Here is a 15,377-nt window from a genome sequence, read left to right on the forward strand (position 1 = left end):
CCTGACGGCGGTGCGCGAGGTATCCACCGCGGTCACTCTCTCCACTCTCACCACGGTGGCGGTGTTCGTGCCCATAGCCCTGGTCAGCGGCCTGGTCGGGGAGTTGTTCGGACCGTTCTCCATCACCGTCGTGGCGGCGATGCTGGCATCCCTGCTTGTCTCGCTCACTATCGTGCCCGCGCTCGCCTACTGGTTCCTCAAGCCACCGAAGGAAGCCGAGGCCGCCGACCCCGACGAGTTCCGCAGGAAGGTTGAGGAGGAGGAACGAAGCGGCATCCTGCAACGGGCGTACGTCCCCGTCATCGACTGGGCCATTGGCCACCGCAAATCCGTCCTGGGCATCGCGGCCGCCCTGCTCGTCTTCACGTTCAGCCTGGTTGCAGGCCTCAAGACGAGCTTCATCGGCGACTCCGGCTCGAGCTCCGTGAGCGTTACCCAGACCCTGCCCGAAGGCAGCAGCCTGCAGGCTACCGACGCCGCGGCCAAGAAGGTTGAGAAGGTCATCTCCGCTGTCGACGGGGTCGACTCCTACCAGGTCACCATCGGCTCCTCGGGCGGCTTCGCCGTCATGGGCGGCGGCAGCAGCGCCAACAGCGCCTCGTACAGCATCGCCATCAAGGACGGGGCTGATTCGTCGGCAGTCGAGGACACACTGCGGGACAGGTTCGACGCCCTTAACGGCGCCGGCGACCTGACGGTCGGATCCAACAGCGGCTTCGGGTCCAACAACTCCATCCAGGTCGATGTGAAGTCCGACGACGACGCAAAGCTCAAGACCGCCACCGACAAGATCGAGAACGCGCTCAAGGGCCTCAAAGAGGTCACCGACGTCAGCAGCGATCTCTCCACGCAGTCACCACAGATCAGCATCCGGGCCAAGGGTGAGGAAGCTGCCTCGTACGGACTGACCGACACGAGCATTGCCTCAGCCGTGAGCGAGGCTGTGCAAGGCAGCACCGTCACGCAGATCACCGTCGACGGCTCGGCACGCGACGTGGTCGTCAAAACCACCTCCACCGCACCGAACAGTGTCAGCGGCCTTGAGGCGCTGAAGATCTCGACATCTCACGGGGAGGTCCGGCTCGACAAGGTCGCCACGGTCACGCAGACCGAGGCACCCACCAAGCGCCAGCGCGTCGATGGTTCCGGTGACGCCGCTGTCACCGCCACCCCGGTCGGAGACAGCACAGGCACTGCCAGTACGAAGGTGCAGCAGGCGATCGACAAGCTCGACCTGCCGTCCGGCGTGACGTACGAGATGGGGGGCGTGACAGCCAGTCAGGGCAGTGCCTTCAGCCAGCTCGGCTTGGCCATGCTGGCCGCGATCGCGATCGTCTTCCTTCTGTTGGTCGGAGTCTTCCGCAGCATCCGCCAGACCCTGGTGCTGCTGGCCTCCATCCCATTCGCCTTCACGGGTGCGTTCGCCCTGCTACGCATCACCAACACTCCGCTGGGCGTGGCGGCGCTGATCGGCATGCTGATGCTCATCGGGATCGTGGTCACCAACGCCATCGTGCTGATGGACCTCGTCAATCAGTACCGAGCCCAGGGCATGAGCATCCAGGAGGCCGTGCGCGAGGGCGGACGACGCCGGCTCCGCCCGATCTTGATGACCGCGTTGGCGACCATCTTCGCGCTGCTGCCAATGGCCCTCGGCATCACCAACTCGGGCGGCTTCATCTCCACGCCGCTCGCCGTGGTGGTCATCGGTGGCCTCTTCAGCTCCACCCTGCTTACCCTGGTGCTCATCCCGACCCTCTACACAATGGTCGAGACCCGCCGCGAGCGCCGCACACAACGCCGTGCCCGCCGGGCCGCGCGAAAGCCCGCGCCAACGGCACAGGAGAACTCCACGCTGCAGCCGCAGCCGTAGGAGCTCAAGAAGAAGAGGTCGTGTGTGCGGGGGCTCTATCGGCCACCCGCACACACGCGTTGGCCGGCCACCCCGTCGATCCTTGTCAGGAAGCAGCGAAGACCTGTGAGTCGTCGGCGAAAGCCTTGAACTCCAGGGCGTTGCCGGCCGGGTCGAGGAGGAACATCGTCCACTGCTCGCCATTCTGGCGTCGGAGGTGGCACGGCGGCTGCGGGTGAGCCCGAAGTCGGCCTATCAATGGCATCAGCTGTGGCGGGACGGTGGCGCTCAGGCAATCGAACACCACCACCCTCCGCGACCGCTCCCCAGGATCTGATCCCGGGACCCTGTGAACGGAGCCAGGCCAGGGAGCACGTCAAGCGTGCTCCGGAGTCCGCGTGATGGCGTTCGAGCCGGTGTCCGTTGCGGTGGGTGCGGCGCGGCGGCGGGTGAGGGGAAGCCGGACCGCTCGGCAGATCAGGGGCCAGGCTCCCTGCGGGGCGAAGCGCACGATCGCGATCAGCAGGACTCCTTCGATGACCATGGACAGTGTCTGCTGGTTTTGGAGCGCACGGGTCAGTCCGTAGTAGACGATGCCCACACCGGCGACGGGACCGAGCACGGTGCCTGCGCCGCCGACCACGGACATGAGGACGGCGTTCAGGCTCCAGTTGACGCTCGCCACGCCGTCCGGGGAGATGACGACGAACTGGAAGGCGATCACGGCTCCGGCCAGGCCGGTGAGCGCGCTGGTGGGGACGAGGGCGGCGAGCCGGTGCCGGTAGACGGAGACACCGAGGCCGGCGGCGGCCGGTTCGTTGTCGCGTACGGCGGCGAGCCGCAGACCGAAGGCGCTGTGCCGGACGTAGAGGGTGAGCGCCATGGCCAGGGCGGCGACGAGGACCGCGATCTGGTACAGGTTGCCGCCGCTGGGGATCCGCTCCGTGGGGAGGGTGAGGCCGCTGGCACCGCCGGCCCAGTTCCAGTTGCTGAGCAGGGCCTGGATGGCGATGGAGACGGCCAAGGTGCCCACGGCGAAGTAGTCGCCGCGCAGCCGCAGCAGCGGTACGGCGAGCAGCAGGGCGAGCAGTGCCGCGCCGACGCCCGCGCCGAGGAAAGCGACGGGCCAGGGCAGGCCGGTGTGGACCAGGATCAGGGCGGTGGTGTAGCCGCCGGTCGCCATGAACGCGGCGGCGCCGAGGGAGATCTGGCCGCTGAAGCCGGCGAGGACGTTCCAGGCCTGGGCGATGGTCAGATACGTCAGCAGGGTGACGCTCAGGTCCAGCTGTCCCAGGGAGAGCGCCGGGGCGAGCGCGAAAGCGGCGACGGTGAGGGCCGCGAGGGCGGCCGCGGGCCACAGGGCCTTCGATGCCACTGCTGGGACGGACGGGGTTTTCATCCGGTGGCCGCCTTTCGGAACAGGCCCTGGGGGCGTACGGCGAGGACGAGGAAGAAGGCGAGGTAGACGACGACGTCGCGCATGCCGCCGCCGAACAGCTGGACACTGGCCGACTGCAGGACGCCGAGAGCGATGCCGGCGAGGAGGACCCCGCCGACGCTGCCGATGCCGGCCAGGGCCATCACGGCCATGCCAGTCAGCAGCAGTGGCAGCCCGCTGGTGGGAGTGAAGCTCTGGGCGACGCCGGTCAGGACTCCTCCGGCCGCGGCCAGGGCCGCAGCCCCGGCGAAGGTCATGGCGTACACCATCGACACGTTGATGCCGAGCACGGCGGCGGTGGCCGGGTCGGCCGAGGCCGCCCGGACCGCGCTTCCGGCACGCGTACGGGTCAGGACGAGGTGGGTGGCGGCGCACAGGACGGTGGTCAGCGCGAAGGCGATCAGATAGATCGTCTGGATCCGCAGGCCGAGGACGGAGATGCCCGAGTCGGCGTAGGAGGCGGGCAGGCTCTTGGGGTGGGTGCCGAACACGCCCTGGAACAGTGCCTGGGCGAGCAGGGACAGCCCGAAGGTGGCCACCAGCGGGGCGCTCTTGTCCCCTCTCAGGAGAGGGGTGAGCAGATACCGCTGGAGGGGATAGGCGATCAGGGCGACGCCCGCCATGGCGAGGGGCAGGGCCAGCAACGGGTCCCAGCCGGAGTCCACCACCAGCAGGGACGCCAAGTAGGCGCCGGCGATGACGAGTTCGCCGTGGGCCAGGTTCATCAGGCCCAGTACGCCGAACACCAGGGAGATACCCAGTCCGATCAGGGCGTACAGGCCGCCGGAGAGGATACCGGCGGCCAGGACGTCGAGGGTCACGATGTGCTCCGTTCGTTCACGCTCGTGGCGGGTCGTGGCGCGCTCATGCCGGGCCTCAGCCGAGCCCGGTCAGCGAGGCAAGCGGGGAACCGCCCTTGGCCGGCCAGATCTGCTTGATGACGCCGTTTTCCCACTGGCCGATGAAGGTGGGCGTCACGCTCTTGTTGTCCACGAACTTCACGCGGCCCAGCGCGGAGACGGTGGTGCTCTTGGCCAGTGCCTTGTTGATGGCGTCGGCGTCGGTGCTTCCGGCGGACTTGATGGCGTCCATGAGGATGGTCGCCTCGTGCAGTCCGAGGGCGACGGAGCCGAGGTCGGTGAGATTGGTGTACTTCTTGCCGTACTTCTTCTCGATGAGGTCGGTGTACGGCAGACCGGCAGTGTCGGACCAGTTCAGCTGGACGAGAGTGCCGTTGCCGAGCTTGCCGAGGGAGCCCCAGCCGGGTGTCTGGGCACACTGCAGACCGATGGCCACCTTGGGCTTGTAGGCGAGTGCTTTCATCTGCTTCCACATCGCGAAGCAGTCCGAGGGGGTCATGGAGGCGATCAGCACCTGCGCGCCGGAGGACTTTCCTGCCTTGATGACGTCGGAGAAGTCTGTGGTGCCGGTGGGCACGGCCTTGGTGGCGCTGATGGTGAAGCCGGCCTTTTTGCCGGTGTTCGCCCACAACTGGCCGGTGGACTTGCCCTGTCCGTCGTTGTTGGTGACGATCAGCGTCTTCTTGTTGGTCTTGGCCCCGGCGGCGGTCTGGTAGAAGCCCTTGGAGCCGTCGGCGAGCGACTGGAAGGAGTCCCAGGTGTAGCCCTTGCCCTTGGGCAGCAGTTCGACGGGCAGGGCGCCCATCACCAGCGGCACCTTCAGCGCGTCGGCCTGGCCCTGCATATCGATGTTCTGCTGGCAGCACGACCCCAGCAGCCCCACGGCGTGGTCGGTGAGCACCAGGGAGCGCACCTGCTGGACCATGGTGTTGGTGTCGCTGCGGTTGTCGAGCACCTTCAGCTCGACCTTCCGCTTCTTGCCGCCCACTTCCAGGCCGCCCTCGGCGTTCACCTGCTGCACGGCCAGGAGGTAGCCGTCGCGGATCTGGTTGAGGACGGTGGTGCCGGACAGCGAGATGCTGGTCCCGATGACGATGTGGCCGTCGTCGTTCTTGCCGCCGCTGCTGCTCGAGGCGTTGCCCGCACAGCCCGCGGTCGCGGCGAGCAGTGCGGCCGCGCCGAGTGCGTGGATGCGGCGGCTGGTGGATCTGATCACGAGAGGTCTCCTTCGGATGCGCTGAGCGGACGGGGAGCGGAGGGGGCGGGGGGTGGGGAGGAGCCGGCGGCGGATGCGTCGTCGGCGGTGCCGAAGTAGGCGGCGTCCAGGGCCTGGTCGCTGAGCAGGGCCTCGGGGCTGCCGCTGTAGGAGACACGTCCGCGGGAGAGCACGACGGCGTGGTCGGCGATGCCCAGCGCCCGCTTGACGTTCTGCTCCACCAGCACGATCGCGACGCCCTGGGAGTTGATCTCGGCCAGCGCCCCGTACAGGGCGTCGATGGCCACCGGTGCGAGGCCGAGCGAGATCTCGTCGCAGATCAGCACCTGAGGGTCGGCCATGAGGGCCCGTCCCACGGCCAGCATCTGCTGCTGGCCGCCGGACATGGTCCCGGCCGGCTGGGCGGCACGCTCGGCCAGCACCGGGAAGATCGCGTGGACACGCTCCATACGACCGCGTACCTCATCCCTGGCCAGTGCCAGCGGGGCACCGAGCATCAGGTTCTCGGCGACGGTGAGGCCGGTGAAGATACGGCGGCCTTCCTGGCAGTGGGCGATGCCCAGGCGCGCCCGGTGGTGGGTGGCCATGCCGGTGATGTCCTGGCCGAGGGCGTGCACGGATCCCGACCTCGCCTCGACGGCGCCCATGATCGTGGCGCACAGAGTCGACTTGCCGGCCCCGTTGGCACCCAGCACGGTCACGATCTGCCCGGCCTCGACGCGCACCGAGAAGTCCCGCAGTGCGAGCATGTCGCCGTAACCGGCGCTGACCGAGTCGAGAGCGAGTACAACAGCGGCATCCGATGCCGTGGGGGCGGCCGCACGTCGGGCGGCAGGCGTCCGCGTCTCGTCGCCGTCGCCGAGGTAAACGGCACGCACTTCCTCGTTGGCGGCGATCTCGGCAGGTGTGCCCTCGGCCATGGGGCGGCCCCAGTTGAGGACCAGGACGCGGTCGACGAGTTCTCGTACCACCCGCTCGATGTGCTCGACCAGAAGCACGGTGATGCCCTGGGCGTGGACCTGGCGGATCAGGTCGATCGCCTCGTCCAGCTCACGGCCGACGAGCCCCGCCGCGACCTCGTCGAACATGAGCAACCGGGGACGGGTGGCCAGGGCCCGCGCCACCTCCAGTCGCTTCAGGTCCAGGACCCGCAGGGAGTCAGCGGGACGGGACGCCTTGGTGTCCAGCCGGCACTGAGCGAGGATCTCGTCGATCTCGCCGGGGGGCAGGTGAGGCCGGCTCGCCATGGCTCCGATGCGGACGTTGTCCCGGACTGTCAGGCCGTGGAAGGGCCGCGGGACCTGATGTGCCAGGGCGACACCGCTGCGGGTGATGCGGTGCACCGGCATCCGGTCCAGCCGCTGCTCACCCAGCCACACCTCGCCTTCGGTCGGGCGGTGCACGCCGGAGATCAGCTTCAGCAGCGTGCTCTTGCCCGCACCGTTCGGACCGATGACAGCGACCGCCTCTCCGGACGCCACCGACAGGTCGACGCCGTCGAGAGCCGTGACGCCGCCGAAACGCTTGGCGAGCCCTCGCACCTGAAGAGGGGCTCCGGGCGAGGTGCCTCGCAGGGTTGCGGACGAGGCTGCGGTACGAGGTTCGGCCCCTGGCGGGGACGACGCATCGGCATCGCCACCCCCGGCGTGGGGGGTCGTCTCAGCATCCAGTCTGTTCATGCCGTGACTCCTCACCGCCGCGCCGGGAATGCCCCCGATGTCACGCGGCGAGTGGTTGACCGTAACTTCCGCGAAGCGTACGGTCCCTCATGTCGAAACGCTAGTCCTAATTCACAGGACATTCAGAAGAGGTGCGTCACCACCACCGAGGGTCGCGATGTAGGGTCGGCAGGCAGCGCATCGGCGCCGCAACGGCCGGCCGGCTGGCCGACGGATCCGGCAGACGGTCCGGGGTGCTCGACTTCCAGGCCAGGGGATAACGGACGACAGACGCCTCGATCTGCGGCCGGCACGTCATCGCACGGCACAGGCGGTTATCCGGCACCACTCCCTGTGGGGGACACCGCGATCCCGCGCATCGCCAGAGGAGGCGACTCCCCGGTGGCCGCCGGAGCCCCTCAATGATGCTAGAGAAGTCCGGGTCATCAGGAGCAAGGTCCGGTATTTCAGGATTACTTGCCAGGCGCGCCCGCGGAACTCGCGCCTGGAGCGCCTCGCCAACCTGCGGCCCTCGCCTCAGGGGCGCGTCTCAGCCCTCGTGGTCGCGCAGCGCCTTCATGCCGCCGGCCACCTCTTCGAGCCGCTGGTCTCCGAGGGGCTGGCGTGCGGTGGCGCCCCAACTCACCTTTACGGGTGGACGAATTCCGATGCAGCCGTCCCGCACATCGCTTGCCGCCGTCCGGCTGGCCCTCGCCCTGGCCGCGGGTACGACCGCTTCCTTCGCCGCCGCCGACGGTTCCGGCGGCACCTCGCAGCCGGCCGCCCAGGACAGCTCCGGGAGGACGGCGTCGGTCAGACCTGGCCGGCCGACTACGGTGACGACACCATCTTCGGCCACTTCGCCGCAGAGCTCACGTTCACTTCGGCGAGCCGGATGAACGGGAGGCTCACCAGGGCCGACTGATCCGGCCGAGGGATTCCCTGTACATGTCGGTGAAGGCTTCGTTGAGGCCCGGGCTCGCTTCGATGAGCTCGGTCATGCCGGGAAGGATGTCGCGGGTGTCGAAATAGGCGACACGGGAGTCCGACCCGACGGAGGCTGCGAACACGGTTTCGTACCCTCTCCGGTGCATCGCCTCCACCGCCTCTTCGAAGGCGGTCGTGGCGTAGCCGAAATGGTGGAAGCCGTATCCCCGTTGGGTGATCACGTCACGATGCACGGACGGCAGGTCGTCGGCGGGCTGGATGAGTTCGTACTGCATGTGCCCGCCGAAACCGAGCGCCACGTGCGCGCGTGCCTGGGCGGGTTCACCCCGGTAGCGGGGATTCTCGCCCGCGAAGTCGCGCAGGACCGTCCACGGCCCGACCCGGAAGCTCTCGCTGAACCGAGCCATCGCCGCGTCGAGGTCCTCGACGACGAACGCCATCTGGATGAGGCCGTCGGTCGGTTGGCCGAAGTCGAACAACATGGCAAGTCCCTGGCGAATCGTGAGCCGGCACAGCCGACCGGCTCCATGACCTATCGGAAGCGTGGTTCGCTCCAGCCGCTGTCGCACCACTTCCCGCGCTGCGGGCGTGGTGGCAGGGGCACGCTCAGAACGGGCTGCCGCCCATGATCACCCGTTCCTCCGGCGGGATCGGGTCGAGACTCACGTGCACCTCCACACAGGACGGCCGCCCGCTCTGCAGAGCCTTGGCGAGGGCGGGCGCGAGTTCGTCGAGTGTGCGGACCTGGTGGCCGTCCGCACCCAGCGCGATCGCGGCGGCGGCGTAGGAGCCGTTCTCCAGCCGGTTGTTGACCACCCTGTCCTTGCCGTGAATGATCTCCTGCGCATGCAGAGTGGCGCCCCACGCCCGGTTGTTGAGCACGACGACGACCGCTCCGAGCCCGGCGCGCACCATCGAGTCGAACTCGCCGAGGCTGTAGCCGACGGACCCGTCACCGGTCACGAGCACGACGTTCGTGACACGGGCGGCCGCCTGTGCTCCCAGCGCTACTCCCATCCCGACTCCCATGGAGCCGAGATAGCCGTGGCAGAGGAACGCGGACACCGGCGTCTCGGAGATCGTCTCCGACAGCCAGAGGTAGGTGAGCGCGCCGTCGGCGACGACCACCGACGACTCGGGCACCGCCGCGGCGATGGCGCGTACCGCGTCGTACGGGTGGACGCGCTCGTCGTGGACGACCTGCGCGGCCACGGCCTCGCGCCGCCGCTGAAGGTGCGCCCGCAGGGTGTTCCGCCAGCCCGCCAGATCCGGACCGGTGGCCTGTCCGGCCATGAGTTCCCGGTTGAGGTCCTGGAACACCGGCAGCGGATCTGCGGCGACCGACAGCGCGACCGGCTGCAGGCTTCCCAGTTCGCCACCGGAGGGGTCGATCTGCACCACCCGCGCGCCGCGCGGGATCAGCGCGCCCGAGCCGTGCGCAGTCGTGAGGCCGAACCGGAGCCCCGCCATGATCACCAGGTCGGGCTCTGCTCCGGACGGCAGACCGTTCAGCCCCTGCAGCAGACCGAAGTTCACGGGGCTGCGCGTGATCGCGCCAAGGCCCTCGTAGTCCGACATCAGGGGTACGCCGAGTCGCTCGGCGAAGGCCCGTAGCTCGGCGTCGGCGCCGGATCTCGGCACCTCGGATCCGGCGATGATCACGGGCCGCCGGGCCTCCGACAGCATCCCGAGGATCCGCTGCGCCCCAGCCTGTGAGAGCCCGGGCCCATGATCGGCCCCGTTCAGGAGCTCCGTCGCCAGGTCGGGCAGGTCGATCTGCTCGGTCAGCACGTCCCAGGGGATGTCCACGAGCACCGGCCCGCGCGGCGCGGACAGCGCGGTGCGGATCGCGCGGGCCAGAATGCGGGGGATCAGTGACGCGCGTGTCACCCGGTGCGCCCACTTGGTGACGGGCGTCGCGATGGCCACCTGGTCAAGGCCCGCCTGCAGGGTGTTGGTCTGGTCGTCGGCGAGCGGTCCGGACGCGGCGAGGTAGAGCACGGGAGTGCGGTCCAGGTGTGCGTTGGCCATCGACGTCACCGCGTTGGTGAACCCGCCGCCGGCAGTGAGCAACGCGACCCCGAGGGCATTGCGCACCCGGGCGTAGCCCTCCGCCGCATGGCCCGCGTTCATCTCGTGCCGCACGTCCACGATGGGCAGCCGATGGTCGAGCGCGGCTTGGTACACGGAGTCGATGTGCGCACCGTTGATGCCGAACATCCGGTCGACACCGGCCTGTTGGAGGATACGGACGACGAGGTCGCCGCCGGTCACACGAGTCATGGAATGCTGCTTCCTTTCCGGACGCCGGGCGTCAGACGCAGGTTTCGCCGCCGTCGACGGCCAGGACATGGCCGGTGACGAAACTCGACTTCGGTGAAGCGAGCCAGTACGCGGCTTCGGCGACCTCCCGCGGCTCGGCCACGCGGCCGAGCGGAGTCCCGGCGGCGACGGCGGCGGCGTCGAGGTTCTCGTGTTCCTCCAGGTGCCGCAGCAATCCGGTGCGGGTGATGCCCGGGGCTATCGCGTTGACACGGATCCCATGCCGGCCGTGCTCGGCGGCCGCGGACCTGGTCAGCCCCACGACGCCGTGCTTGAAAGCGGAGTACGCGGCCCCGCCACCGGGGTTGCCCACCAGGCCGGCGACCGACGAGGTGTTCACGATCGCGCCGTGTCCCTGCCGCACCATGACGGCCAGCTCGTGCTTCATGCACAGCCAGACGCCACGCAGGTTCACCGACTCGGACAGCTCCCAGCTGTCGCTGCTGAGCTGCTCGATCGGGCCGACCGGCGGCGCGATGCCCGCGTTGTTGAACGCGGCGTTCAGGGCACCGTAGGTGTCGACCGCCGTGGCCACCATGTTCTCGACCTCTTTCTCGGCCGAGACGTCCACCTGGACGAAGACGGCCTTGCCGCCGGCCGCGGTGATGGTGGCGACGGTGTCCGCGCCGGATTCGGAGCGGTCCGCCGCGACGACGGAGGCACCGCGCTCGGCGAACAGCTCCGCCGCCGCCCGCCCGATGCCCGAGCCGGCACCGGTCACGAGCACGACCGAGCCCTTCATGTCGTGGGTCGACACTGTCGGGCCTCCGCCGCGGTCAGGATCTCGTCGTAGATGGGGTTGGCGAGGACCGTCCTCTCCACCGCGGCACGGCGCGGGTCCCCCCCGTCGGTGGGAACCGACGCGAGGATCGCGCCGAACCGGCGGGCGAGCAGTTCCCGATGCTCGGCATGCGTCAGCACGTAGAGCCTTTCCTCTCGGATCGCTTGCAGGACCCGCTCGCCGACTTCCCGCGGCTGAATCGCCGTCTCGTGCAGATCGGCCTCCGCGGTGGCGCCCGGCGCGTGCGGCCGTGGCTCGCCGGGGGGTGGCGGTCCCTTGTGGATGTTGGTTCGGACGATTCCCGGCGTCAGGACGGAGACGTTCACCGGGGTGTCCCAAAGTTCGGCCGCCAGCGCCTCCATCAGCCCCACGACACCGAATTTCGCGGCCACGTAGAGCGCTCCGGGTGTGCCCAGCAGACCGCCGATCGACGCGGTCGAGACGATGTGCCCGGGACGGCCGGAGGCCAGCATGCGCGGCAGGAAGGTCCGTATGCCGTTGAAGACGCCCGTGAGGTTGATGTCGAGCACCCAGTCCCACTGCTCGAACGTCGCCTCGGCCACCGGTGCGAGGAATCCGACGCCCGCGTTGTTGACCAGCACGTCCACGCCGCCGTAGCCACGGTCGAGTCGGTCGGCGACGGCGGCGAACGCCCCCCGGTCCCGTACGTCGAGCTCGATGGCCTCGGCCTTGCCGATACGCGCGAGTTTGTGGTGCGCGCTCTGAAGCGTCTCCGGGACGACTCCGCAGATGACCACGTTCATTCCGGCGTGGCACAGCGACTGTGCCACGCCGAGACCGATCCCGCTGTCCCCGCCGGTGATGAAGGCGGTCTTGCCCGCGAGGTCTCGCATGGCCGTCAGTCGTTGCCGCGGTGGACGGCGATGGCGCGGTCCAGGGTGGCGTGGTCGGCCCAGCTGCCGTGGAAGCCGAAGGGCACTCGGCTGGGGAGCTTGACCCGGGCCAGCGGGGTGCGGCGCAGGTCGGCGGCGTCGTGGATCAGCAGTTCGCTGAGGTTGGTGCTGCGATTCCACCACAGGGAGAGCAGATAGCCGTCGTCTTCGGCGCGGGCGTTCTCGCGGGCGACGAAGACCGGTTCGCCGGGGCTGGTGAGCCCGTCCGGGCCTTCGACGACGGTGGTGCGGTCCAGGAGGTAGTCGTGGCGGGCCAGTCCGTCGGACATGATGTCGTCGGCCAGGCCGCGAGTGGTGACGAAGTAGCCGTAGCGGTTGGGGCGGCCCGTGTACGCGTCGTTGATCTTGGGGAACTCCCCGAGGACGCCGCTGATCATCTCCTCGGTGGCTTTTCCGGTCGCCAGGTCGACGCGCCACCGGTAGGGCTGGGCCGGGGGGAACCACTCGTGGGAGGTCACCGGTGTACCGATGCGGTCGATCGGGGTGCCGAGCCGGCTGATGCGGTGGCCGTCGACGACCAGCCGGCCGTCCTGCTCGTAGGCGTTGAAGAAGTGGGTGTTGGCCCAGTGGCCGCCGAGCTCGTGCCAGGTGACCTCGTGGGTGTGGCGGTTCATCAGGACGATCTGCACGCCGTGTTCGAGGGAGTCCTCGTCCCAGACCACGCCGGGCTTGCTCTGCGCGACCAGGTCGAGGCGGAACTGGGCCGGGGTGACGAAGAAGACGGCGTAGGTGTCGCTGACGGCGAAGTCGTGCATGAGGACCGGCACACCGATGTCGAAGGAGTGCGAGTCGATGATCTCGGCGGTCTTCACGTCGGCGCGGTACCAGGTGATCGTCGGTCCGACGGCGGCGAAGAACAGCATGTCGCCGCTGTCCGGGTCGGTCTTGTAGTGGCCGGTGCACAGCACGTCGATGCCGCCGTGGAAGTCGTACGTGCCGATGGTGCGCAGGGTCTCGGGGTCCAGCGCGTGCGGCAGTCCGCCCTCGAAGTAGACGATCAGGTGGTCGTCGAAGAGGCCTGCGTTGATGTTGGCGACGTTCTTGGCAGGCGGGGCTCCCTCGGGCAGCCGGCCGGGAGTGCCGCCGTTGACGAAGCCGCTGTAGATCGCTTCTCCGGCCTCCACCTCGACCTTCATCGAGTCGGTCTCCACCCAACGTGTGCGGTAGGCGGCCCGGCCCTCGCGCAGGTAGATGCCGCACACCATGCCGTCGCCCTCCCACCAGTGGTAGAGGTCGGTGTCGCGGGGCTGAAAGCGGGGGTTGGAGGAGACGCGGAACAGCGCGCCCGCAAGGTCGGCCGGTATCTCGCCGTCCACCTCCAGGTCATACCCCTCGCTCTCCTCCGTCCAGGGCGCGAAGGGTCCGTTGAGGAATTTGTTGTCGGTGGGCCAGTCGGCTCCCGCGTCGGCTTGCCGCATCTGCCGGGGGACGACGGTGATGGGGTCCATGGGCATGTAACTCTCCGTACGGCTCTGGGGGTTGGGGGGGGGTCAGAAGGGGTACTGCGGAAGTTCGCCCCGTACGGTGACCCACTGCTGTTCGGTGAAGGCTTCGAGGTTGGCGGCGGCGCCGCCGTGGCGGGATCCGGTGCCGGAGTCGCCGACCCCGCCGAACGGGATGAGCGCCTCGTCGTTGACGGTCTGGTCGTTGATGTGGACCAGCCCGCTGGGCACACGCTCCGCCAGGGCGAGGCCCTTCATGACGTCCCGGGTGAGGATGCCGAGGGACAGCCCGTATTCGGTGCCGGCGGCCAGGCGGGCCGCCTCGTCGAGGTCCTGGAAGGGGACGACAGGTGCGACCGGCCCGAAGATCTCCTGTGCGTAGGCGGGCGCGGTGAGCGGCACCTCGGTGAGCACGGTCGGCCGGTAGAACAGGTCCTCGTAGGTGCCGCCCGCGGCCAGCCGGGCGCCCGCCTCGACTGTCTCGGTGACGATGCGGTGGATGTTGTCGCGCTGGCCGGCGTCGATGACCGGTCCGAGGGCGACGTTCTCACCGAGCGGATCGCCGACCGGGAGCGCGTCGGCGTGCTGGGCGAGCAGGGCGGTGTAGTCGTCGGCGACCGAGGCGTGCACGAGGTGGCGGCTGCTGGCCATGCAGATCTGGCCGGCGTGCACGAAGGATCCCCAGGCGCCCACCGAGGCGGCCTTCTCCAGGTCGACGTCGTCCATGATGACGAGCGCGGAGTTTCCGCCCAGTTCCAGGTGGACCCGCTTGAGGTGCTCGGCCGCGGCGATGCCGATGGCGCGTCCGGCCCGGGTGGAGCCGGTGAAGGCGATGACGGGGATCTTCGGGTGTTCGACGACGGCCGCGCCGACGTCCGCGCCGCCGGGCAGGACGTGCAGCAGACCGGGCGGCAGACCCGCCTCCTCGAAGACCCGGGCGAAGACGACACCGCCGCTGATCGCGGTCCGCGGGTCCGGCTTGAGAACGACCGCGTTGCCCAGGGCCAGCGCCGGAGCGACCGCCCGCATGGCCAGGATGACCGGCACGTTGAACGGGGCGATCACCCCGACCACGCCGACAGGGACACGGCGGGAGAAGGACAGCCGCTGCTGCCCGGAACGCAGCAGCTCACCGTAGGGCGCCCCGGCGAGGGCGGCGGCCTCGTGACACTCCTCCGCACCACCGCTGGTGACCTGCAGGGCGGCGAACGGCCGGATCGCTCCGGACTCCCGCATCAGCCAGGTCTCGATCTCCTGCTGGTTCTCCTCGAAGAGACGCGCTGCTCGGCGCAGCACGGCCGCGCGGTCCGAGTACGGCCGGGCGGCCCACTCCCGCTGGGCCCGCACCGCCTGCTCCACCGCCTGGTGCACGTCGGCCCGCGTGGCAGACCCGACACGCGCCAGTCTCTTGCCCGTTGCGGGCTCGACGGCGTCGTACACCTCGCCAGAGCCGCTGATCCACTCGCCCGAGCCGGAGAAGATGCGGCCGTCCCAGGTGCTGCTGTCCAAAAACGTCATGGTGTCCCGTTCCAGTAGCGCGTCGTGGCGCGAAGGTTATGTGTCGTATCGCGAAAATTGTGTTGCACGGTGTCTCAGGTCACAGCCGTGGTCTCACCTTGCGGAAGGCGCCAGACAGAGCCGGCGCACCCGGTCCGGCGGCGAAGATCAGCAAGCCGACCACGAGGTACGTGAAGTCGATCTCGGCTCCCCCCACACCGTTGGGGCCGAGGACACCGGTGTGCCAGCCCGACGATCAGCAGGACGCCGACGGCGATCTCGAACACCGGGGGGCCCGCTCAGCAGGCCTGGCACCGGCAGCCCGAGAGGCTGGAGGACGCCGACCTTCCAGCCGTCCATGGTGAGGCCGAACTTGTAGAGGCCGTGCAGGACGAACAGCCACCCGGTCACGGCCCGCGAGATCAGGAGCGCGGCGCCGTGCAGCCCGG

At 69.2% G+C, this 15,377-nt stretch carries 12 protein-coding genes and 2 pseudogenes; 2 read left to right on the forward strand and 12 right to left on the reverse strand.

Features of this window, described 5'->3' with window-relative positions; translation table 11 throughout:
- Positions 1-1,873, forward strand: a 1,873-nt coding sequence (locus tag ABT116_RS30260) for an efflux RND transporter permease subunit (protein WP_351640395.1), incomplete at its 5' end; no start/stop codon positions are given.
- 85 nt (positions 1,874-1,958) lie between these two features.
- On the opposite strand, the pseudogene ABT116_RS30265 reads toward ABT116_RS30260, so the two are convergent.
- Positions 1,959-2,060: pseudogene (locus tag ABT116_RS30265) on the reverse strand (VOC family protein); the annotation flags it as partial.
- Here ABT116_RS30265 and ABT116_RS30270 point away from each other — a divergent pair.
- A pseudogene (locus ABT116_RS30270) lies at positions 2,055-2,165 on the forward strand (helix-turn-helix domain-containing protein); the annotation flags it as partial. The pseudogenes ABT116_RS30265 and ABT116_RS30270 overlap by 6 nt on opposite strands.
- A 63-nt stretch (positions 2,166-2,228) precedes the next feature.
- Here ABT116_RS30270 and ABT116_RS30275 read toward each other — a convergent pair.
- From ABT116_RS30275 to ABT116_RS30325, 11 genes are all read right to left on the reverse strand, one after another.
- A complete protein-coding gene (locus ABT116_RS30275) occupies positions 2,229-3,251 on the reverse strand; it encodes a branched-chain amino acid ABC transporter permease (protein ID WP_351640398.1) in 1,023 nt (340 codons plus the stop codon).
- Entirely contained in the window at positions 3,248-4,111 is an 864-nt protein-coding gene (locus tag ABT116_RS30280) for a branched-chain amino acid ABC transporter permease (RefSeq protein WP_351640400.1), read from the reverse strand. Before ABT116_RS30280 ends, ABT116_RS30275 begins: the two co-directional genes overlap by 4 nt.
- A 55-nt stretch (positions 4,112-4,166) precedes the next feature.
- Positions 4,167-5,366, reverse strand: coding sequence for an ABC transporter substrate-binding protein (locus ABT116_RS30285; protein ID WP_351640402.1), 1,200 nt, complete (start codon positions 5,364-5,366; stop codon positions 4,167-4,169).
- A complete protein-coding gene (locus ABT116_RS30290; protein WP_351640403.1) occupies positions 5,363-6,907 on the reverse strand; it encodes an ATP-binding cassette domain-containing protein in 1,545 nt (514 codons plus the stop codon). Before ABT116_RS30290 ends, ABT116_RS30285 begins: the two co-directional genes overlap by 4 nt.
- A 667-nt stretch (positions 6,908-7,574) precedes the next feature.
- Positions 7,575-7,883, reverse strand: coding sequence for a hypothetical protein (locus ABT116_RS30295; protein ID WP_351640405.1), 309 nt, complete (start codon positions 7,881-7,883; stop codon positions 7,575-7,577).
- Positions 7,884-7,932: 49 nt separating this feature from the next.
- Positions 7,933-8,454 (reverse strand): VOC family protein, encoded by a 522-nt coding sequence (locus ABT116_RS30300; RefSeq protein ID WP_351640406.1) that lies wholly within the window; start codon positions 8,452-8,454, stop codon positions 7,933-7,935.
- A gap of 124 nt (positions 8,455-8,578) precedes the next feature.
- Positions 8,579-10,255, reverse strand: a complete 1,677-nt coding sequence (locus ABT116_RS30305) for a thiamine pyrophosphate-binding protein (RefSeq protein ID WP_351640408.1) — start codon at positions 10,253-10,255, stop codon at positions 8,579-8,581.
- Between the two features lie 31 nt (positions 10,256-10,286).
- Positions 10,287-11,051, reverse strand: a complete 765-nt coding sequence (locus ABT116_RS30310) for an SDR family NAD(P)-dependent oxidoreductase (protein WP_351640409.1) — start codon at positions 11,049-11,051, stop codon at positions 10,287-10,289.
- On the reverse strand, positions 11,033-11,929 hold the full coding sequence (locus ABT116_RS30315) for an SDR family oxidoreductase (RefSeq protein ID WP_351640410.1): 897 nt from the start codon (positions 11,927-11,929) through the stop codon (positions 11,033-11,035). Before ABT116_RS30315 ends, ABT116_RS30310 begins: the two co-directional genes overlap by 19 nt.
- A gap of 5 nt (positions 11,930-11,934) precedes the next feature.
- Positions 11,935-13,443, reverse strand: a complete 1,509-nt coding sequence (locus tag ABT116_RS30320) for a carotenoid oxygenase family protein (RefSeq protein WP_351640411.1) — start codon at positions 13,441-13,443, stop codon at positions 11,935-11,937.
- Positions 13,444-13,479: 36 nt separating this feature from the next.
- A complete protein-coding gene (locus tag ABT116_RS30325) occupies positions 13,480-14,949 on the reverse strand; it encodes an aldehyde dehydrogenase family protein (protein ID WP_351640413.1) in 1,470 nt (489 codons plus the stop codon).
- Positions 14,950-15,377: the final 428 nt, after the last annotated feature.

Source organism: Streptomyces sp. NPDC002130 (genome assembly GCF_040296465.1).
Lineage (GTDB): Bacteria > Actinomycetota > Actinomycetes > Streptomycetales > Streptomycetaceae > Streptomyces.

Coding starts and splice junctions, on each gene's coding strand:
- ABT116_RS30275 (WP_351640398.1), bottom strand. CDS start 3,251: ATGAAAACCCCGTCCGTCCCAGCAGTGGCATCGAAGGCCCTGTGGCCC.
- ABT116_RS30300 (WP_351640406.1), bottom strand. CDS start 8,454: ATGTTGTTCGACTTCGGCCAACCGACCGACGGCCTCATCCAGATGGCG.
- ABT116_RS30305 (WP_351640408.1), bottom strand. CDS start 10,255: ATGACTCGTGTGACCGGCGGCGACCTCGTCGTCCGTATCCTCCAACAG.
- ABT116_RS30315 (WP_351640410.1), bottom strand. CDS start 11,929: ATGCGAGACCTCGCGGGCAAGACCGCCTTCATCACCGGCGGGGACAGC.
- ABT116_RS30320 (WP_351640411.1), bottom strand. CDS start 13,443: ATGCCCATGGACCCCATCACCGTCGTCCCCCGGCAGATGCGGCAAGCC.
- ABT116_RS30325 (WP_351640413.1), bottom strand. CDS start 14,949: ATGACGTTTTTGGACAGCAGCACCTGGGACGGCCGCATCTTCTCCGGC.